Raw genomic sequence first — 20,442 nt, 5'->3', positions numbered from 1 at the left:
TCGTTCAGCGCGGGCCGTCGGCATGGGGACGTGGGAAAGTTCAAGCGCCGACATTTGCCAAAGCCTGCTCACTGCTATGGTGGGATGGAGGCCCATTGTCGCTAGAACGTTTCTCGCGATAGGCGAGAAGCCGTAGAGCATTGGCAACGACAATCAGTGTAGAGCCCTCATGCACAGCAACTGCGGGACCAATGCCGAGACCGAAGATGGTCGCCGGAATGAGCACTGCGACAATCCCGAGGCTCACCACCATGTTCTGGCGAATGATGGAACGGGTCTTGCGGCTGAGGTCGACCGCGAACGGCAGCTTGGCGAGGTCATCTGCCATAAGTGCGACATCGGCGGTTTCCAATGCGACGTCGGACCCGGCTGCGCCCATTGCTATCCCGACGGTTGCATTTGCCATGGCAGGAGCATCGTTCACCCCGTCTCCGACCATTGCCACTTTGTCCTGACCGGCGAGCTTGCGGATAGCTTCGACTTTGTCATCAGGCATTAGATTGCCCCATGCCTCATCGAGACCAACATCCTCTCCGACAGCGTCGGCGACCCTCTGATCATCGCCGGAGATCATGATCATTCTCGTGATTCCGAGTTCGCGCAGCGCGTTAAGCGTCGTTCTTGCTGCCGCGCGCGGTGTGTCCAATAGCCCAATGGCTCCAAGATCGCGCGTCCGCGAACGGATAGCCATCGTGGTCCGCCCACGCTCGCGCAAAACCTCGATTGCGCTCGTCAATTCAGGGCCAAGCGGAGGGACCCCGTCGACACCGAACATCTCGAGTTTGCCGATCCAGACTTTTTCACCTCCGACGATCGCGGTAATGCCCTTGCCCGTGAAACTTTCGAGGTCGGTCGCCGCCGGCAACGCTTCTTCACCATTTCGCTCGGCACTATCCCTGACGATGGCTTGGGCCAGCGGATGGTCGCTCAAACTCTCCGCTGCCGACGCGATTCTCAGCAATTCGCGCTCGGACACGCCGGTCGCTGTCTCGATATCGGTTATTCGGGGCTCACCTTCAGTCAGCGTGCCCGTCTTGTCGAATGCGATGGCCTTCAATGCACCTAAATCTTCGAGGGGTGCGCCGCCTTTTACGAGGACGCCGCCTCGCGCAGCTCGCGCGACCCCGGACAGGACCGCGCTAGGCGTCGCAATAGCGAGTGCGCAGGGGCTGGCAGCGACCAACACTGCCATGGCGCGGTAGAAGCTATCGCGGAACGGCTCGTCTATGATGACCCAGGAGAAGAGCAAAAGCCCCGCAAGCGCGAGCACGGCAGGCACGAAAATGCGCTCGAAGCGCTGCGTGAAACGCTGGGTTGGCGATTGCTGCGCTTCGGCGGCACTCACCATCTGCACCACTTTCGAAAGAGTGGTTTCGCTCGACCGGCGGGTCACCACGACTTCGAGAGCCCCCGAGCCATTTATTGTGCCGGCGAAAACCCGGTGGGTGTCTGCCAGCCTGTCGGGAGTCTTCCGCGCGGAAGCGATATCCGATACCGCGCTCTTGTCGACGGGCACGCTTTCGCCCGTGACCGAGGCCTGGTTAATGGCGCTCGCCCCTTCAGACACAAAGCCATCGGCAGGCAAGCGCTCATTCGGGCGGACGACCACAACATCGCCTACCACGAGTTCCTCGACGCGTATCTCCTCGACAGCCTCGCCGCGCTTCACGCGAGCTGTTTCGGGAGCGAGCTCGGCGAGCGCTTCGATCGCTCTTTTCGCGCGACCCATTGCATAGCGCTCAAGGGCGTGGCCGAAGCTGAACAGAAAAAGCAGCAACGCGCCCTCCGCCCATTCGCCGAGGATCGCAGCGCCCGCAGCCGCCACAAGCATAAGACTGTCGATCTCGAACCGGCGGAGCCGGAGATTGTCCCAGGCCTCTCTGAGTGTGTAGAACCCACCGAAAAAATATGCCGTAACGTAGCAGAGAAGAGGCACGAACTGGGGGTAGTTCCCCCATAGTTTTTCAATGCCGAAGCCCGTTGCGAGCAAGCCCCCCGACGCCAGGGAAAAATAGAGCTCCGTATTGGCACCAAGAATGCCGCCATGCTTATGATCGTGCTCGCCACCTCCATCGTGGGCATGCCGTTCGCGTGAAGAGTGGGAAACATTGCCGGAAGTTTTCGCTCGTCGCGTAGCGCCAAATCGTTTTAGCGCTGCGACAATTTTCTGCTCGTCGGTCCGTTGGCGGTCGAACTCGATCACGAACGTCCCCGCCGCATCGGCATAGGCTTCGAGCACCCCGGTTTGCCGAGCGATAAGATCGGCAACGGTCCGGGCGCGCCGTGTGGAGTTCACGCCATCGACGTCATAGGTCAGGTGGCCGTACCGACTGGAGATCTCTGCCCCGGCCACATGCGCAAGCTCCTTGATGCGCGCGACGGAGAGCCGGTCTGGATCATAAGAGATGTTAAGCCGCGCTGCAGATTGGCCCGGCTGCTCTTCCACGGTGACGTCGTGAACACCTGTCTGTCCACGCAGCAGCGCCTGAAGTCTTCCGATACACGGATCATCGCTCGTTGCTTCGGGCACGAGAGCTGACACTTCGATTTGAATAGTACGTGCCAATTTGCCTTTCTCCTTTGAAGAAACCGTCGAACGCAATTGAGCCGTGCCGGAATTCGCGGCACCCGAGCCTTCATGGATCGAACGAGCCGGTCATTCGATAGCTTGGCGGGCCAGCGCTGCCACTCCTCCGCGCGCTTGCGAGAAAGGACGCTGTCCCGCCATATAGCTTCGCCACTAGGTCACATTTTGAAGCTCCTCGCGCTCTTCAGGCGTCACATTGCGCCGCAGCCTGTCCCACCAACGCTGTCGCCAGGTCCGGTCATCTTCTCTGGTCCCGAAAACCAGCTTCAAGATTGCGGGCAAGACGAAGAGGGTGAGCGCGGTGGCCGTGATCAATCCTCCAATGACGACTGTCGCCAAGGGACGTTGCACTTCCGCGCCGGTCCCGGTCGCAATGGCCATCGGCACGAAGCCGAGCGATGCAACGAGCGCGGTCATGAGAACCGGCCTTAGGCGCGCCAATCCACCATCGACGATGGCGTCATCGAGCGCCATGCCCCTGTCGAGCCGCTGACGGATCGCAGTCACCATCACGAGGCCATTCAAGGTCGCCACACCCGACAGGGCGATAAAGCCTACCGCCGCAGATACCGAGAATGGCATCCCGCGTAGAGCCAAGGAGAAAATCCCGCCTGCCAGGGCCAACGGGATCGCGCTGAATACGGCGAGCGCCGGCACCCAGCCCCCAACCGCCATGTAAAGCAGCAAGAGAATGACCGCGAAAGCGATAGGAATGACTATCTGAAGTCTTTCCTGAGCAGCCTGGAGGTTCTGGTATTGACCGCCCCACTCGATAAACGCGGCAGCGGGCAGTTCGACCTGCGCCGCAACCCTTTCCTGGGCCTCTTCTACAAAAGACCCGAGGTCGCGTTCTCGCACGTTGGACGAAACGATCACCAGTCTGCGTCCCTGTTCCCGGCGAACCTCCGCGAGACCATCCACCACACGGAACTCGGCAACCGAGCGTAGCGGTATGGTTGCCCCGTTCGGGAGCAGCACCGGCAAAGCACCGAGCTGGTCGAAATCGTCGCGGGTCGCGTCCGACAACCGCACAACCACATCGAAGCGGCGATCGCCTTCGAAAACGAGGCCCGCAGGCCGACCGCCCAGTGCGATCGCCACCGATTGCGCAACGTCTTCGACCTTCAGCCCGTAACGGGCAATCGCTGGCCGATCGAAGGCAATATCGAGGGTGGGGAACCCGGTCACTTGCTGGACCTTGACGTCCGCGGCGCCGTCGACATTGCGCAGCACGCCCGCAACCTCGTTCGCCGCCGAGGTCATGGCGCTGAGATCGTCTCCGTAGATCTTGACGGCAACATCTCCGCGAACGCCTGCGATCAATTCGTTGAACCGCAATTCGATCGGTTGGCTGAACTCGTAAAGGTTGCCGACGAGACTGCTGAGGGCGCTCTCCATTTGCGCGACCAACTCGTCCTTGGCGAGGTCGGGATCGGGCCATTCCTCACGGGGTTTGAGGATCACGTACGCATCGGAAGCGTTCGGCGGCATCGGGTCACTGGCCACTTCCGCCGTGCCCGTCCGCGAAAAGACAAGCTCGACTTGCGGAAATTGCTCGAGCCGGTCCTCTACCCGCCTTTGCATCGCGAGCGAACGTTCGAGCGATGTCGAAGGAATACGCAGCGATTGCACGGCGATGTCGCGCTCGTCCAATTGCGGTGTGAACTCGCTCCCGAGGAAGCTGAACACGAAGGCCGCAAAGGCGAAGATGCCGACGCCCATGCCGATGACCGGCCAGGGGCGGGTGATCGCCTTGCGGACCAGGGGTCCGTATCGCTCCTTGGCGATCCGGATCGGCTTGACCTCCTTTTCCGTCAGCTTCTTGTTGAGCAGGATGGCGATCATTGCCGGGACGAAGGTCAGCGACAACACGAACGCCGAGGCGAGCGCGAGCATGACCGTGATCGCCATGGGTGAAAAGGTTTTGCCTTCGACGCCGGTAAAGGTGAGAAGCGGTGCGAAGACGAGAAGAATGATCGCCTGGCCGTACACGGTCGGCTTGATCATTTCCTGCGCGGCAAGCCGCGTTTCCGTCAACCTCTCACCAAGTGTAAGAAGTCGGCCTTCGTGTTCCTGTCGAGCCGCGAGCCTCGCGACGCTGTTCTCGACGATGATGACGGCACCATCGACGATCAGGCCGAAGTCCAGCGCACCCAGGCTCATGAGATTGCCCGAAACGCCGAGCCGGTTCATTCCGATCGATGCCATCAGCATGGAAAAGGGGATGACCAGCGCCGCGATGATCGCTGCCCGGATGTTGCCCAGCAGCAAGAACAGGATTGCAATGACCAGAAGCGCGCCCTCGACAAGGTTCTTCTCGACGGTCGCGATCGTCGCATCGACCAGGGAAGACCGGTTGTAGACGATCTCCGCGACAATTCCTTCCGGCAGGGAGCTGCGAACTTCCTCGAGCCGTTCGGCCGCCTCGGCCGACACGGTGCGGCTGTTCTCGCCCGCGCGCATGAGCACGGTGCCCACGACCGCTTCATCGCCGTTCAGCGACGCCGCGCCCGTTCGCAGGTCGCCACCGATGCTGACCGTGGCGACGTCACCTACGCGAATGGGGACCCCCTCGCGGGTGGAAACGACCGCCTGCTCGATATCCTCAACACTGCCGAGGCGCGCATCGACCCGGGCGAGAAGGGCTTCACCGGCCCGCTCGACGAAATTGGCGCCTTCGGCGAGATTGGCCGCTTCCAGCGCGTCGATCACCTCGTCGAACGATAAACCGTAACCGGTCAATCGCACGGGATCGGGTTGAACGAGGTATTGCTTTTCGAAGCCGCCAATCGAGTCGACACCTGCCACACCGTCGACCGACCGCATGAGGGGGGCAACCACCCAGTCCTGGATGGTTCGCAGATAGGCAGCCTTGGCAACATCGCTGTCGAGCCGGTCGCCACGTTCGGTCACAAAGCTCCCGTCGGACTGCCAACCGACCGCTCCGCCCAGCGGTGCTTCCTTGCCGTCAGGAAACTCGAACTCGATGGTATACATGAGCACTTCGCCCAAGCCGGTCGAGATGGGTCCCATCACCGGTTCGGCACCCTCGGGTAGGGAGGCGCTTATGGGCGTCAGCCGTTCGTTGACCTGCTGACGCGCGAAATAGATGTCGGTCCCTTCCTCGAAAATCGCGGTCACCTGGCTGAACCCGTTGCGCGATATCGAGCGGGTCATCTCCAGACCCTCGATACCGGCAAGCCCGGTCTCGACAGGATAGGTGACCTGCGTCTCGACTTGCGAGGGCGACAAGGCTGGTGCCTCGGTGTTGATCTGCACCTGTACGTTGGTGATATCGGGTACGGCATCGATGGGCAGGCGCAGCAAATTCACCACGCCATAGATTGCCACACCGAGCGTCAGCACGACCATTGCCCAGCGAAAGCGCACGGCGACGTCGAGGATCATGCCGATCAGGCCATGGCGGTGGGAGCGATCAGCGTCCTGCATGTGATCAGTGTCCATGCTCGGCCTCCTCCTTCTCGAGTTCAGCCTTCAGCAAAAAGGCATTGGCGGTGGCGATCCGCCACTGCGCTTCGAGACCGGACTCGATGACCACCCGTCCTCCCGAACGCGCACCGGTGACCACCGGACGGGCTTGAAACCCGCGGCGCGTGCGAACGAAGACCACTTCTGCGCCATCGATTGTCTGGACAGCACTTTCCGGCACCGATATGCGGCCTGTGTCGACCTCACCCGAGGGGCGGATACGTGCCTGCAGGAAGGCCCCGGGTTGCAGGCCGGGGATCGGCCTTGCGAGCGACAGGACCGCCGTAGCGCTGCGGCTTTCGGGATCGAGCGAGGGAGTGACGGATCGCACGCGCGCACCCACTTCCCGGTTGTCCGCGATTTCCAGCGTAGCCTCGTCGCCAGGCTGGATGCGGCTTGCTTCAGCCGACGGGAGGGCAACCTCGACCTGCATGCCGCTCGGATTCACGACCTGATAGAGTTCTTCCCCGGCATCGACGAAGGAGCCGAGAACGATAGGCGCCGAGGTCACTCGGCCCGCGAGCGGGCTCGTAACCGCAAGGGAGCGCCCGTCGCCGCTAACACCCGCCGCGGAGACTGCCGCCTGGGCGCGTGCAAGTTCCGATTGAGCAACCTGCAGATTGGCTCGGGCGGCCTCGAGATCCTGCCGCGCGGTGACATTGGCTTCGAAAAGGCGGCGCTCCCGATCGTAGGCAGCAGACAATTCGTTGACCCGCGCGCCCGCTGCGCTGAGTTGCGCCGCAAGAGCAGCGGCGTCGGCGCTCTCGATGCGGGCAATCGTCTCGCCCTGCCTCACGTAATCACCCAGCGTTTTGCCGACACTGCGGACTACGCCCGCTGCGCGGGCATCGATGCGGGCACTTGCCGTCGGGCTTGCCGCGACGGTGGCCGGAAAGACCAGCTCGACCGCCGATCCCTGACCGACGGTTTCGACCTCTATCTGGGACGCTTCGATTTGTTCGGCGCCAAGCAGGACAAGCCCTTCGGGAAGCTCGGCCTCCTCGCTCGTTTCCTCAATGTGCTGGTCGGCACTGCCACTTGGCCACAGCATAAACACTGCAGCGGCGATTGAAACGATCACGCCGATAAAAACGGCCAGACGTCTACGGTTCATTTGGAAATACCTCATTGTGCGCCGAGCCAGATCAGCGTCGCCGCCAGGCGGCCACGATCTTCCTGGGCTTGAATCAATGCTTCACGGATGGTGTCGCGCGCTTCGGCCGCAGCCAGAACTTCGATCAGCGGAAATCTGCCGTTGCGGTAGCCAATCCGAACGAGGCGCAAGGCTTCTTCGGCTTGGGGCAAGGACGTCTCCGCGAGGGTCTCGACCCGCGCTTCGGCTGCCAGAAATTGTCCGCGGGCCTGCGTGACCTCGAGTTCGAAATCGGTGCGGGCAATCGCCTCCCGTGCCGTCGCGGCGCGAAGCCGCGCCTCGGCAGCAGCGATGTTTCCTTGGTTGCGATTACTGAACGGAAACGGGATCGAAACGCCTACGAGGAACGCCTGGTCTCTGCTTTCCTCGAACCGTCGGACACCGGCGGATATCGCCGGATCCGGAATGCCTAAAGAGCGTTCCCGGGCGATCGCGGCATCTGCAGCCTCGCGTTCGGCACGGGCGACCTGAAGACGTAAGGCCGAAGGCGAGGCGAGCAGCGTCGCCGGAGGTTCGATCTCGGGGAACACCGAAGGCACGTCCGTAGCAGGTGTTGCCTCGCCCCAAAGCGCGGCGAGCGCAGTCCTCGCCGCACTGTCGGCGGCCAGGGCCGCTTCAAGCTCCGCGAGCGCCTCCGCAAGTGCCGCTTCGGCACGAAGCGAGCGCAGGGGAGGCTCCCGTCCGACATCGACCAGTACGCCTGCGATCCTGGCAAGCTCGCGATTGCGCTCGACTATGTCCCGCGCGAGTTCCAATCGGGCTGCCGCGGAGACGGCTTCGACATAGCGTTCGCGTACCGATCGCCCTAGCTGAGCAACCGAGAGCGCTCCTGAAAGGGCCGCGACGCGCGCTTCCGCCTGGGCGGCGCGGACGCGCGCTCCCCGTTTGCCGCCCAATTCGAGCCGCTGGCTCAGGGACAAAGTGTACTCGGTGGCCTGCAATCCCGAAAATGCGCCGCTTCCGGCAATGTTTTCGGCTTCGAAAGCAATTTCGGGGTTGGGCCGCAGCCGCGCCTGGTCGACGAGTGCCCGCGCCGCGTCGGCTTCGGCCCGCGGTCCGATCAGGCGCGGATTATCTGGGGGCTCATCTGCGCTGTCGACGATGCCCGCACGAGCGAGCGCAGCATCAAGCGTCAGAAGCTCACGCTCCTGCGCCGCCACGGTCGTGGCTTGAGCGGCGAGGAACAGCCCTCCAAGGAGGACCCCTCGCCAATGAATGGCTGACATTTTTCGAAAATTCCTCTGCTGACGATCCGAACTGCGCTGCGGCATGCAGCGCGGTGACGGTCGTCAGGCGCGAGGGGGGCGCTTCAGTCGGTCGGCAATTTCGGAAGCGAGCGCTTCGGCGGGAGGCGCATCGGGAACCACGACCAAGTGAGGGACCGAATCCTTCTGCACGGTGCCGGCAAAGCTCGCCCCGTGATGGCAATGGCCGTGTCCACACACGCCGTGTTGCTCGGCCGGCGCATCCGGATCGCCCGGCACTTCGTCGGCGGCTGCGGATGACGCAGAAGCGCTATCGAGCGAAGCCAGAACGGGCGTGCTTCCGGGCGCCACTTCGGCACCGCAAGCAGCAGCATCCGCCGCCGTCACGAACACCATCGCGACCAGCATGAGCAGGACGACGAAAGGGTGCAGGACAAGGCGACGATAGCTTGTAGTCATGGATTCCAATGGCTCATAGCAAACCGCATCAAGATTGCAAGTTCCGCAACACGATGAAGTATAAGTCTTTTGTTACAGTATAACAGTCCTCGAATACTGTTTCGGTCTTTTAGAACGGCGCGATCAGGCCGCGCGAAGCTCGGGATGCGGATGCTCGCAGCGATGAACTTCGATCGTGACGTGCACATATTCTGCATGCTCTGAAAGTCGGCTGGCATAATTGTCGGGCGCGAGCGGATCATCGGCGATGAGCGAGGCGATGACTGCATACTTGCCAGGACCGATCCGCCAGATGTGCAGATCGCCGATCGCGGCGTCCCGGTCCTCGAGCGCCTCGCGCACCTCTGTGTACCGTTCAGAGGCCGCTTCGGCGTCGACAAGCACGGCAGCCGTATCGCGCAGCAGTGACCACGACCAGCGCCCGATCACGATTGCACCCACCAACCCCATTACCGCGTCCATCCAAGCCCAGCCGAGGTACATGCCGGCGAGAAGGGCCACGATAGCCAGGACCGAAGTCAGGGCATCGGCAAGCACGTGGAAATAGGCGGAGCGCAGATTGTTATCGGCATGCGCATGGTCGTGGTGATGATGATGGTCGTGATCATGCCCATGGTGATGATCGGCACCAAGCAGCCAGGCACTCGCGAGGTTCACCACGAGGCCGAGCACGGCGATCCAGATAGCCTCGGTATAGGCAATCGTGAGCGGACTGACGAACCTTTGAGCCGATTCAACCGCGATCCCGATTGCGAAGATGGCGAGGACAAGCGCGCTCGCGAAGCCGGCGAGGTCGCCCACCTTGCCGGTACCGAATGTGAAACGCGGGTTGTTCGCATGGCGCCTGGCAAACCAGTAGGCGAAGGCCGCGACGCCCAAGGCACCTGCATGGGTCGCCATGTGGATACCATCGGCGAGAAGCGCCATCGATCCAGTCCACAGCCCCGCAACAATTTCGATCACCATCATCGCGGCGGTCAAAGCGACAACATAGCGCGTGCGCTGCTCATGCGCGTCGTGCGAAGCGCTCAGAAAGTTGTGATCATGGGCGAGCGGTTTAGAGTCGGCGTGGTGCATGCGAGGCTGATAATCGGTATTACGGAAGGGCGAAACCTGAATGGAGCTTTCGACTCCGAGACCGAGGTGAATTTCGGACCTAGTAATTCCTTCCCGTCAGTCAGACCGAGAATCTGGTATTGCGAAAAGTAGGACCTCACTTCTCGTGATATCCGCTGCATTTACTCTCAATCCTACCTGTGCGATGAGCGTCAGCGTTTGAAAATCAACAAGATACGACAGGTATCCTATCGGTCCGATTCTGTTCATCCCGGGAAGGTCACAAGCTGGCCATGAATGCAAAAGTCATCACGAATTTCCAGCTTGGCAGCCGCGAATCCTCCTCGGCGCCGGATGTCTTGCCCTTGGCTACAGAGCATGCGCTGCAATCCGCCGGAGCTGCTTTCCATGCGCTCGCCGACACCATGCCGCAGATGGTTTGGTCGACTCTTCCCGACGGCTCCCACGATTATTACAATGCGCGCTGGTATGAATTCTCGGGTGTCCCTGTCGGATCAACCGACGGCGAAGGATGGGCCGGGATGTTTCATGAGGATGACCAGGCCGATGCATGGAATAAATGGAACCACAGCCTCGCTACCGGCGAACCGTACGAGGTTGAATATCGCCTGAGGCATCACAGCGGTGATTATCGCTGGATGATCGGTCGTGCGCTGCCGATCCTCAACGAGCAGGGTGAGATACAGCGCTGGATCGGCACTTGTACGGATATCGACGAGCAGAAGCGCACCGCCCTCCAAAACTGTTTGAAAGCGTCCAGGTCCTCAACGGCGCCAGCGCCTTCCTGAACGGTGCAGCACCGGGCGGATCGGGACTTGGCGGAAGCGTCAATCTGCAGCTCAAGAGGGCCGGAGACACCGACCTCAATCGCGTAACCGTTTCAGCCAGCGAGAATGCCCACTTCGGCGGCAGCTTCGATGTCGCTCGCCGCTTTGGCCAGAACGGCGAATGGGGCGTTCGCCTGAATGCAGCCTATCGTGACGGCGAAACGTCGATCGACCGTGAAGATCGCCGCACTCAGGTCGTGGGCGGTGCGATCGATTATGACAGTGGCCCGCTACGGGCAGCTCTCGACCTGGCGTTCCAGAATGTCCGGATCGACGCCTTGCGGCCGAAGGTCACCGTCGGAAGCGCAACGATCCCCGCCGTTCCCGATGGCGATGCGAACTATGCGCAGGATTTCACCTACACCGAACTGCGCGATGTTTTCGGCGCGCTGGCCGTGGAATACGATCTTGCCGACAATGCATTGGCATACTTCAGGGCCGGTGCGCGCGACGGGCGCGAGGAGGGTATTTACGGCGGCATAACCGTTCTCGATGCCGCCAGCGGTGCTGCGAACGGCACGGCGCTGTTCGTCCCGCGGACCGACAACAACGAAGCGCTCGAAGCTGGCATCCGCGCGAAGCTGGGCGAAGCGATCACCCACGAGTTCAATTTCGGCGGCAATGCCAGCTGGCAGGTGAACCGCAACGCCTACGATTTTCGCTACGGACCGGGTTTTGCCGGCTACGCCACCAATATCTACGACACCCCACAAGTGGACCTGCCTTCTTCGACCCTCGTCGGCGGCGACTTGGTTGATCCATTCCCGATTGCGCGGACGCGACTGTGGAGCGCTTTCGCATCGGACACGATGGGGATGATCGAAGATCGATTGCAGGTCACAGCGGGTCTGCGCCTGCAATCCATCAATGTGAAGAGCTACAGCTACTTCGGCGGCGACCTCGCGACGGAATATGATGATAGTGCGGTTACGCCCGTGATCGGCGTGGTCCTGAAGCCGTTCGATGGCCTATCGCTATACGGCAACCGGATCGAAGCACTCCAGCAAGGCCCGACAGCGCCGCTCGATCCGGCACTCGTAAACAATCCGGGCGAGGTTCTCGCCCCGCGCAAGTCGCTGCAGTACGAGGTTGGAGGCAAGCTGGCACTGGGCGATGTCTTCGTCGGTCTCGGCGCCTACCGCCTTGAGCGACCGGGAGAGGGTGTGCTTGCCGACGGCAGCTTCGGATACCTCGGGGATCAGACGCACCAAGGCATCGAGTTCACGGTCAACGGCGATCTGACACCCAGCCTGAGGCTGATCGGCGGCGCAGCTCTGACCGATGCGAAGCTCGTCAGCGGCAACGAGGTACCTGGCGTTTCCGAATACACCGCCAATGCAGACTTGGAGTGGGACTTGGGCTTTGTGCCTGGCGCGACGATCACAGCGCGTGCAGTGCACACGGGTCCGCAGTGGGTCGATGCCGCCAACACGCTCGAACTCGATAGCTGGACGCGTATCGATCTCGGTGCGCGCTACGTCTTCGCGGCGGACGACACGCCGGTCACGCTCCGCCTTTCGGCCGATAATATCACGAACGAAAAGTACTGGGCCAGCGCGTTCGACGTCTTTTCTGCCGCACTGCTGCAAGGAACCCCGCGCACAATCAAAGCCAGCATCTCTGCCGACTTCTAAGTTGGGCTGCGATGGGGCCGCTAGTGGTCAGTCCGGTCCTGGTCGACAAGGCGCAGATAGCGGACATTCGGCTTGCGACCCGTGAGCGGACATTGGTCGCATTACACCGCTGTGTGAAAGCAGTCGTTGGGTTGGAATGGAGAGAACTCCGGCGATCGGGTGCTGCTCAACCCAACATAGATCCGGCGTCGGAGGCAGCTGTAGGGTAAGCAAACATAGTCGATTTAATATCGTCCGCATTAAGCCCATGTCGGATGGCTAAGCCGAAGATATTGATCAGTTCGTCAGCGTCAGGGCCGACCAGGTGAGCCCCAAGGATGCGTCCTGTTCCAGTTTCGACCAGCACCTTGTGGCCGTAGATCTCTTCGTTCAGCCGCCTTGCCGAAAACCAACCTGGGTGCGATCCAGCATTCACCGTGAAATCCAAACCTGCCTCGTGCGCCTCGCTTTCCAGCATTCCGACCCGCGCCGCCGGCGGCTCCGTGAAAAGTGCACTAGGAACCCCACAATAGTTCGGAGCTCGGCCGCTATCTTCGAGTATGTTCTCAAGAACCACTTTGGCATCATGACTGGAGACCGGAGTCAGTGGCGGACCATTTGCAGCAGCGTCACCCGCCGCGAAGACTTTGGGGTTGCTTTGGCTTCGTAGTTGAGCGGTAAGCACCAAGCGACCCTCGTCACAGGCGACGTCTCCCGCCCCCAGATCGAGCGAACCGATCGCAGGGACTCTTCCGGCAGCGTGCACCACCAAGTCCCCTTCGATCCTGCGGTCGCCAGCATGGACGGTCAGAACGCCGCCTCTCTTCGCTACGCTGTTCACCTCGGCGTCCACGATTTCAATGCCGAGATCGTCGAAACTCGGCATGAGCCAATCGACCGTGTCAGGGTCGAAGGCTTTCAGAATGCGGCCTCGTTGGATGATGGTCACCTTTGCACCTGCCCGCGCCGCGAGGTGGGCAAATTCCGCAGCTATGTATCCACCGCCGACGAATACGATCCGATCTGGAAGGGTTTCGAGTTCTAGGAATGCATCGCTGTGGGTCAGCAACGGCTCGCCTTCGATGCCAAGTGATCGAGGCTCCGCCCCCGTCGCGATAAGAGCGTGGGAAAAACACAGTTCCGTCTCGCCTATCACGATCCGGCCGGGGCCAGCGAAGCGAGCCGTGCCGTGGAAGGTCGCGACGCCCTTTCGCTCGTAGCGAGCTTCCTGCTTTTCAGGGACGGGGTCGGTGAAGCTGCGCTTGAATGCCTGGAGGTCACCCCAGTCAATCGAAACAGAACCTTCGATACCCTTCCCCTTCAATCGCCTGTGTGCAGCGAGCGCTTCCTCTCCACTCACCATCATCTTTTTCGGATCGCACCCTCGGAGCGCGCATGTGCCACCGTAGGGCCTGTAATCGATAACCGCGCAACGCTTCCCGGCGTCGGCCATCTGGTGGACCGCGACCTGCGCAGCCGTTCCCGATCCGATCGCAATGAAATCGAAAGCCTCAGCCATTGCAGCAGTCCCCTTCCTGTATCGGAGGACAGCGAACTGTGCCGTAGGAGCAGAACACGCAGCAATCGCCGTGGAGCGGCTTGAGACGCACGCCGCAGCCCGTGCAAGTGTAGAAGAACATGCAGGCGTTGGTCGGCATTTCCATGTCTTCTTCATGACCGCATTCGGGGCAGCGCAAGCGCGAGATCAGGATCGGATCAGCCATAGAGGAAGGCACCTGTCAGCAGCGCAGCACCGATGGCAATCCCTATGGCGGTCAGCGCTCGATAGGTCGGTGATCCGCATGCACTGTCCGCCGGGCATGTTTGTGCCTGCCTAAACTGCCAGAGCAAACGGAGGGTCGCAGCGAGGAGAAGAGCCGACGCGAGGGTCAGCAGGGGGAGGCGATAGGGGGCTACGACAGGCGAGATGCTGCCAAGCCACGCGGAACCCACACCAACTGACGTAAGCGTCAATGGGAGTGCACAGCAAGCAGCTGCTCCGAAGGCAGCAAAGACACCGCTGCCCGCCGCTAATCCGTTCCACCATGTGCTGAAGCTGCGCACCAGTCGTCCCTTTCCAAAACCCGATTCCCGCAATTATTTACAGTCTGTAGCAACTACAGACTCAAGGGGTTTCGTGTGAAAATCGGTGATGTATCGAAACAGACCGGATGCAAAATCGAGACAATCCGATATTATGAGCGGATAGGAGTCATCGACCCGCCTCCACGAAGGGGCGCTTACCGCGACTACGGTCCTCGGGACATCGAGCGGCTGCGTTTCGTTCGGCGTGCGCGCGAACTCGGCTTCTCCCTTGAAGAGGTGCGGGCGCTGCTCGACCTCACACCGGGGCCCGATGTGCATTGCGATCAAGTGCAATCAATCGCGGAACAGCATCTCGGGAACGTCCGCGCCAAGCTGGCGGACCTCGCGCGCATGGAAACTGCTCTGACAAAATTGATCAGGCAGTGTGGCACTACCAGTGATGATCGGTGCCCGGTATTGGAAAGCTTAGCCGGCGAAGGCTAATCCAGCAGATCCAAGCTACGGACCAACGTTCCATCCAACACTCACAATTGACTCAGCCTGCCAGAGCAGAAAAGCAAGCGGTCCGCTTTCGGGCACCTTGCTATGCGCGGGCTACGTCCAGAATCCGGGCGTATTGTGTTGAAAAACTCTGCCACCCGTTTTGGTCGGTAACACTAGAACTTTGGCACGCCTCGTAGTGTAACAATGATTCAAGCGGCAAGCTCACTCTGAATTTTTGTTGCCCGAAATTAACCTCCGGCGCGGCGGGGCCGACTTTTTCAACACAATACGGGCGTAAAGCTGACATTGATATCGCCCAACTCGCATAGGGAGAAATTGAATTTGGAGTCCCGAAAAAGGCATCGAACCAATGCATTAGACGGCTTTTGAGGGCCTTTTGAGGGCTTTTTGGAGACGACCGAATTCCTAGCTATCTGATAAGACGTAAAAAATTATTTCGAATGTGATGCCTCTTCTGGCACCATCACTTCTCAACATGCTGAAAATATAGAGAAATCGTCGAACAGACGGTCCCAAAAGCGTGTTTGCTACGATGGTTTGCTACGAGATTGTGGCCCATCGCCTGGTGTAAACCCTCAGAAAAGCGTCAGTTCTGGCAAGAATGGCTGCTACGAGAATCTGCTACGAGATTTCCCGAAAGGCGTGCGTCGAAGAGGACGGAATCTCTATTACCGCCACATGGTTCCGATTGACGCTCAGCGGCTGTTGAATCGGCTGGAAATCTGGCGGTCGTTGCGGACGGACAGTCTCAGTGTAGCGTTGCGTCGATTGCCCAGCGTGATCGCTGGAATTGAATCTCTGATTGAGCAGGCTCGTTCGACGGCTGGCCTGTCGGTTGATGCGACGCTGCTTCGACCGTCGAAAGACGATCTGGTCGCGTCCTCTGCCGTCGTGTCTGTGCCTGCTCCTATTTCGCAGCCATCGCCCGTGTCAGCGCTTGAGGGTGCTAGGAGAATCACGCTCGCCGAAGCATACCGCAGCTACATTGACGATCCGACGCGCGAGTGGAGCGCCAGCACGAGGGAAGCGTATGAGACGAGCCGAAAGCTCGCCGTTTCCATTGTGGGAGGGGGGGATGTGTCGCTGGCTTCAATTTCGCGGGCTCAATGCCGCGACCTCCTCGAAGTTCTGCGTTTCTTGCCAGCGAACGCATCGAAGGTGCACGCTCACGAATTGTCGCGTCGGCTTAGGACGCGTTGCATCTTCCATTGAAGGGACGATTAGCTGACCGGCTGCCCATGGCGGTGTTATGCAGGCTTTGGCCCTTGCGCGGCCGAGTTATGCGGGAAGGCCATCCCCCGATTGCCTTCCCGCCGCCGGTGCCAAAGCGATTGCGCGTGCTCAGAACCCGCGCTTGCGCTAGTGCCGACGAGACCGGTTTTGGCTAGTAATGCGATTCGCTCGCATTTGCAATAAAGGATCGGGCTGGCGTAAAAAAACCGGCGCGGGCCGGTTGGTGGCGATCCCTTCATAGGGTCGCGAGATTGCCATTACGGCCAGAAGGAAAGAGGCGGGGCCGAAACCCCGCCTCCTCGCAAAGACTACATATCGTCCACGGCCTTGCTGACCAGCACGTTCACCGCAACGCGGCGGTTCTGTGCCTTGCCTTCGGGCGTGGAGTTATCGGCCGTCGGGTCGGCTTCCGACATGCCGGTTGGGGTCAGCATGCGATAGGGTTTCCAGCCGCAGGCCTGCTGCAGATGGTTCACCACGCGGCCCGCGCGCTTCTCACTCAGCACCTGGTTAAATTCCTGGCTGCCGTCGGAATCGGTGTAACCGACCACCAGCATCAGGGCGTTATCCATGCCTTCGGCCTGGGTCGCGGTGTTGCACAGCGCCTGCTTCGCTTCTTCGGTCAGGTTGAACTTGCCGCTGGCAAAATTGACGTTGGTGACCGCCTTCACATTATACTGGTCGATATCACCGAACCGACCACGCAGGGCCTCGGTCGCGGCGGCGTTCTTTTCGATCGCCAGTTCATTTTCGGCGAAACGCTGGCCCGTGCCGTTTGCGATCATTTCGGCGGTCTTCAGGTCCTTGGACTTCAGATCGATTTCACCTGCGACAAGTCCGCCGCTCCACTGCAGCGTCTCGACCGAAACGGGCAGGCCGTTCAGCAGCTGGTTCGATGCCAGACGGTCCTTGTTCAGGCCCAGAAAGCCGCCGCTCGACTTGATCTTGGTCTCGTCGGTCACGGTGATCACGGTCTTGGTGCCGTCTTCCGCCGTGATTTGCATCTGATTGCCGCTGCGCGCAGTGATCATGCCTTCGATGTCGGGGCCATCGGTCATTTGCGACAAGGCAGGCATCTGCGAGCCATACGAGCTGGTCAGCACATCGCCGCTGGCCTGATCCTGCGCATGCGCGGCAACGCCGCCCGTCACGGGCAGGGCCATCGCGGCCAGCAGCAACATTGCCTTGGAACGTTTGGAAAGGGCATTCATACAGGTCACTCCTTCAGTTCGATCAGCCGATCATCGCGTTGAATGCGGGCCGCTCTGCCCCGCTTCCCCCCGTGATGCGTGTCCGACTGTCAGATCTCTCACCCCACTTGAAAAACTCATGCGACATCGCTGCCGCACCAGAACGCCAGTGCTGACTGTTCACCTTAACCTTGCTGTCAGATGAACAGCTTTTGCAGGACGACGAGTTGAGTGGTCCGCTTGACCGGCTTGTGCGACGAGCCGTTGCGGAGAGCTTCGGACGAAGGCCCGATCGGGCGGTGTTCAAACCGCTTTTGTGCCTGTGCCGGTGCAGAATCCGACGGCGCGTTAGTGCAGCAAGAATGCGTCCATAATGTGTCCATATTGCGCGCCGAAACCGTCTTGCCGCCGCAACCTTGGCGCGGAAAAAAGGAACGGAAATGAAAACTCGACGGATCGGTATATCGATGTTGGCACCGGTGCTGTTCGGCACGGCCATTTGGGCGCAGACGGTCAGCCCCGCCGCGGCACAGCAGCGGCCCGAGCGACCCGAAGGCGGTCGTGGGCCGAGCGAGGCGATGCTGGCGGCATGCAGCGGCAAGCAGGAGGCTGATGCATGCAGCGTTGCCAATGCGGACGGAACCGAGGTTGCGGGCACCTGCCGCGCGCCCAAGGGTAAGGCGCCTGCCTGCCTGCCCGAAGGCATGGGGCCGCCGCCCGGACGCCAGGGCGGTCCCCGCAGCACGCCCGACGACAACGCCGATTGATATGTCGGGACGGCTGACCGGCGAAATGCCGGTCAGCGCGGCTTGCGCGCGGGTCGCGTCGGTTCGAAGCGATAGCCGGACCCGTAAACCGAACCGATCCCGCCCGCATCCGCGTTCACCGCCGCCATCTTGCGGCGGATATTCTTTACATGGCTGTCGATGGCGCGGTCCCCGCTTTCCAGCGCATGTTCGCCAAGCTGGTCCAGCAATTGCGCGCGCGAATAGACGCGGCCGGGATATTTCATCATCGCACCCAACAGGCGAAATTCCGAAGGGGACAGATCCAGCCATGCGCCATGCCACGCGATGCGCTGGCCATCTTCGTCCACCAGAAACGCTTGCGCTTCGGGATTGCGGGTCATGCGCCCTTCCGACCGGCGGATCAGCGCGTTGATGCGCGCGACCACTTCGGCGGGGCTGAAGGGCTTGGTCACATAATCGTCGGCACCGATGTCCAGTGCTTCCAGCTTGTCGCGCTCTTCCACCCGCGCGGTCAGCATCAGGATCGGAGCGGGAAAAAACTCGCGCAGCTGGCGGCACAGATCGACGCCGTTGCCCGCAGGCAGCATCACGTCGAGGATGATTGCGGCGGGCGGTTCGCGGCGCGCGCAATCGACCACCGAACGGGCATCGGGGAATATGCGCGGACGGTGGCCGTGCCCTGCCAGATAATCGGCCACGATCTGCGCAATCTTGGCATCGTCTTCGACGACAAAGATGGATCTTGCAGTGCTCATGCGCTTTGCGTCCGTGCATCGACGGGCAGGGTGATCGCGATTTTCACCCCGCCAAGATCCGATGGACCCGCAGCAATGGTGCCGCCATGCGCCGCCGCAATGGCGCGCGCCACTGCCAGCCCCATGCCGCTTCCGCCCGAAATCCGGTCGCGCGCTTCCTCCAGCCGGTGGAGCGGTTCGAACATCTGCTCCAGCTGGTCGGCAGGCACGCCGGGGGCGGTGTCCTCCACCGTGATCGACACCGCTTCCCCGTCCGATGCCAGCGTCACCCGCACCATGCCGGGCGCGTTGGTATAGCGGATGGCATTGGTGATCACATTGCCCAGCAATTGTTCAATTCGCTGCCGGTCCCAAATGACGGGCAAGGCAAGGTCGGGGCGGCTGTCGGTTTCGATATCCAGACCCGCCTCGTCCAAAGCGGTGCCGAAGCGGGCGGTGATCCCCTCGACCAGCAGCACCGCATCGGTCTCCGCAAGACATTGCGAGGGCGCACCCAGATCGCTGACGGCCATGAAGTGCAAATCCTCGATCAGCAGGTTCAGCCGTTGCGCTTCCTCGGACAGAGATTTTACTGCCTTCATATCGATGGGGCGGATGCCGTCTTCCAGCGCGTTCAGCTCGCCGCGCAGCACGGTCAGCGGCGTGCGCAATTCATGGCTGATCTCGGCCAGCCAGCGCCGCCTTGCGCTTTCCAAGCGCGCAAGCCCTTGGGCCATGGCGTTGATGTTCTGGCCCATAAGCGCAATCTCGTCGCTGCCGCGCGTTTCGACCCGCGCGGCGAAATCGCCGCTGGCGATAGCATCGGTCGCCTGTTGCACCGCCGCGATCTTGCGCACCGTGGCGCGGGCAAGGAACCATGCGAACAGGCCCGACAGCAGCAAAAGCAAGCCAGTAACGATGATCACCCCGCGGAACTGGCCGCGCAAAAACACGAATTCGATCGAGCGCGGGGCAGGGCCGCGCGGGGCAAGCCGTGCGGTGGCAACCGGCTTGCCGTCGAAACGGATGGGTTCGGACTGGCCGGAAGAGGCGGATGAAGGGGATTCCGGCGTGGCATTGGTCGCGCCGCTAAAGATCAGCCTGCCGCCGGTATCGTAAAGCTGCAGGCGGCGGGCGAACATGTCGGGCGGTGGCGGGCCCATGCGCGGCGGGCCGCCGGGACCTTTCGGGCGAGGTTCCTCACCCTTCGGCTCGGGCGGACCGTTTTTTTGAAACAACGGTCGAAACGGACGCCCTTCCTGTTCCAGCCGTTCGCGCAGGAATTGCGGCGGAAAGCCGCGAATGCGCCCCTCGTCCGCCATTTGCCGGACGGCAGCCTTCAGGCTGGCCGGATCGGGCGCGAAATCCCCTGCGGCATCCTTCTCCTGCAAAAAAGTCTCGAAATCCCCCGCGAATCCTTCAAGCAATTCGGCGTCGCGCGCGTCGAGATAGCGGTCGAAGCCGCGATCAAGGTTCCACGCCAGCACCCCCGCCATCAGCAGGGCGGCCAGCATCGCGGTGAGCGAGAAGAACAGGAAGTGCTTGTGTATAAGGCGCATGGATATCCGTCCGTCCG

General features: G+C 61.3%; 16 protein-coding genes and 1 pseudogene. 5 read left to right on the top strand and 12 right to left on the bottom strand.

The genetic code is table 11. The annotated features are described in order from the left end of the window. Positions 1-40: 40 nt before the first annotated feature. The 6 genes from LOZ77_RS10805 to dmeF all read right to left on the bottom strand — a co-directional run bounded on the left by LOZ77_RS10805 (position 41) and on the right by dmeF (position 9,970). The gene (locus LOZ77_RS10805; RefSeq protein ID WP_230279165.1) at positions 41-2,566 is read right to left on the bottom strand and encodes a heavy metal translocating P-type ATPase; all 2,526 of its coding nucleotides are present in this window, start codon (positions 2,564-2,566) and stop codon (positions 41-43) included. A 174-nt stretch (positions 2,567-2,740) separates the two neighbouring features. Then, positions 2,741-6,004 carry an efflux RND transporter permease subunit gene (locus tag LOZ77_RS10800; protein WP_230281849.1) on the bottom strand — a complete coding sequence of 1,088 codons (3,264 nt, stop codon included), beginning with the start codon at positions 6,002-6,004 and terminating at the stop codon, positions 2,741-2,743. A gap of 37 nt (positions 6,005-6,041) precedes the next feature. Further along, complete coding sequence (locus LOZ77_RS10795) at positions 6,042-7,190, bottom strand: efflux RND transporter periplasmic adaptor subunit (protein WP_230279164.1); 1,149 nt, start codon at positions 7,188-7,190, stop codon at positions 6,042-6,044. Between the two features lie 11 nt (positions 7,191-7,201). Then, entirely contained in the window at positions 7,202-8,455 is a 1,254-nt protein-coding gene (locus LOZ77_RS10790; RefSeq protein WP_230279163.1) for a TolC family protein, read from the bottom strand. A gap of 63 nt (positions 8,456-8,518) precedes the next feature. Continuing rightward, the gene (locus LOZ77_RS10785) at positions 8,519-8,893 is read right to left on the bottom strand and encodes a hypothetical protein (protein WP_230279162.1); all 375 of its coding nucleotides are present in this window, start codon (positions 8,891-8,893) and stop codon (positions 8,519-8,521) included. A gap of 123 nt (positions 8,894-9,016) precedes the next feature. After that, positions 9,017-9,970, bottom strand: coding sequence for a CDF family Co(II)/Ni(II) efflux transporter DmeF (gene dmeF / locus LOZ77_RS10780; RefSeq protein ID WP_230279161.1), 954 nt, complete (start codon positions 9,968-9,970; stop codon positions 9,017-9,019). A gap of 383 nt (positions 9,971-10,353) precedes the next feature. On the opposite strand from dmeF, the pseudogene LOZ77_RS10775 reads away from it, so the two are divergent. Continuing rightward, positions 10,354-10,695 (top strand): annotated as a pseudogene (locus LOZ77_RS10775) (PAS domain-containing protein); the annotation flags it as partial. Then, complete coding sequence (locus tag LOZ77_RS10770) at positions 10,671-12,431, top strand: TonB-dependent siderophore receptor (RefSeq protein WP_230279160.1); 1,761 nt, start codon at positions 10,671-10,673, stop codon at positions 12,429-12,431. The pseudogene LOZ77_RS10775 and the gene LOZ77_RS10770, both read left to right, overlap by 25 nt. A gap of 166 nt (positions 12,432-12,597) precedes the next feature. Here LOZ77_RS10770 and LOZ77_RS10765 read toward each other — a convergent pair whose 3' ends face one another. The 3 genes from LOZ77_RS10765 to LOZ77_RS10755 are packed head-to-tail and all read right to left on the bottom strand — an operon-like array spanning position 12,598 to position 14,474. Then, a complete protein-coding gene (locus LOZ77_RS10765; protein ID WP_046903607.1) occupies positions 12,598-13,929 on the bottom strand; it encodes an NAD(P)/FAD-dependent oxidoreductase in 1,332 nt (443 codons plus the stop codon). Further along, positions 13,922-14,134, bottom strand: coding sequence for a GDCCVxC domain-containing (seleno)protein (locus LOZ77_RS10760; RefSeq protein WP_053833516.1), 213 nt, complete (start codon positions 14,132-14,134; stop codon positions 13,922-13,924). Before LOZ77_RS10760 ends, LOZ77_RS10765 begins: the two co-directional genes overlap by 8 nt. Next, positions 14,127-14,474 carry a mercuric transporter MerT family protein gene (locus LOZ77_RS10755; protein WP_082347936.1) on the bottom strand — a complete coding sequence of 116 codons (348 nt, stop codon included), beginning with the start codon at positions 14,472-14,474 and terminating at the stop codon, positions 14,127-14,129. Before LOZ77_RS10755 ends, LOZ77_RS10760 begins: the two co-directional genes overlap by 8 nt. A 75-nt stretch (positions 14,475-14,549) precedes the next feature. On the opposite strand from LOZ77_RS10755, the gene LOZ77_RS10750 reads away from it, so the two are divergent. Both LOZ77_RS10750 and LOZ77_RS17955 read left to right on the top strand, forming a co-directional pair. Continuing rightward, positions 14,550-14,939 (top strand): helix-turn-helix domain-containing protein, encoded by a 390-nt coding sequence (locus tag LOZ77_RS10750; RefSeq protein ID WP_046903606.1) that lies wholly within the window; start codon positions 14,550-14,552, stop codon positions 14,937-14,939. Between the two features lie 663 nt (positions 14,940-15,602). Then, a complete protein-coding gene (locus LOZ77_RS17955) occupies positions 15,603-16,172 on the top strand; it encodes a DUF6538 domain-containing protein (RefSeq protein WP_370638000.1) in 570 nt (189 codons plus the stop codon). A gap of 329 nt (positions 16,173-16,501) precedes the next feature. Here the strand turns inward: LOZ77_RS17955 and LOZ77_RS10745 are convergent, their stop codons facing one another. Beyond that, the gene (locus LOZ77_RS10745) at positions 16,502-17,404 is read right to left on the bottom strand and encodes an OmpA family protein (protein ID WP_230279159.1); all 903 of its coding nucleotides are present in this window, start codon (positions 17,402-17,404) and stop codon (positions 16,502-16,504) included. Between the two features lie 419 nt (positions 17,405-17,823). Between LOZ77_RS10745 and LOZ77_RS10740 the strand changes: the two genes are divergently transcribed. Beyond that, positions 17,824-18,150, top strand: a complete 327-nt coding sequence (locus tag LOZ77_RS10740; RefSeq protein ID WP_230279158.1) for a hypothetical protein — start codon at positions 17,824-17,826, stop codon at positions 18,148-18,150. A 32-nt stretch (positions 18,151-18,182) separates the two neighbouring features. Here LOZ77_RS10740 and LOZ77_RS10735 read toward each other — a convergent pair whose 3' ends face one another. Next, entirely contained in the window at positions 18,183-18,887 is a 705-nt protein-coding gene (locus LOZ77_RS10735) for a response regulator (RefSeq protein ID WP_230279157.1), read from the bottom strand. Then, entirely contained in the window at positions 18,884-20,425 is a 1,542-nt protein-coding gene (locus LOZ77_RS10730; RefSeq protein ID WP_230279156.1) for an ATP-binding protein, read from the bottom strand. The genes LOZ77_RS10735 and LOZ77_RS10730 overlap by 4 nt, the downstream gene beginning before the upstream one ends. Positions 20,426-20,442 lie beyond the last annotated feature (17 nt).

The organism is Croceicoccus sp. Ery15, assembly GCF_020985305.1.
Taxonomy (GTDB): Bacteria; Pseudomonadota; Alphaproteobacteria; order Sphingomonadales; family Sphingomonadaceae; genus Croceicoccus.
Note: the sequence above shows the minus strand (reverse complement) of the source record. Positions and strands in the feature narration are given on the sequence as shown.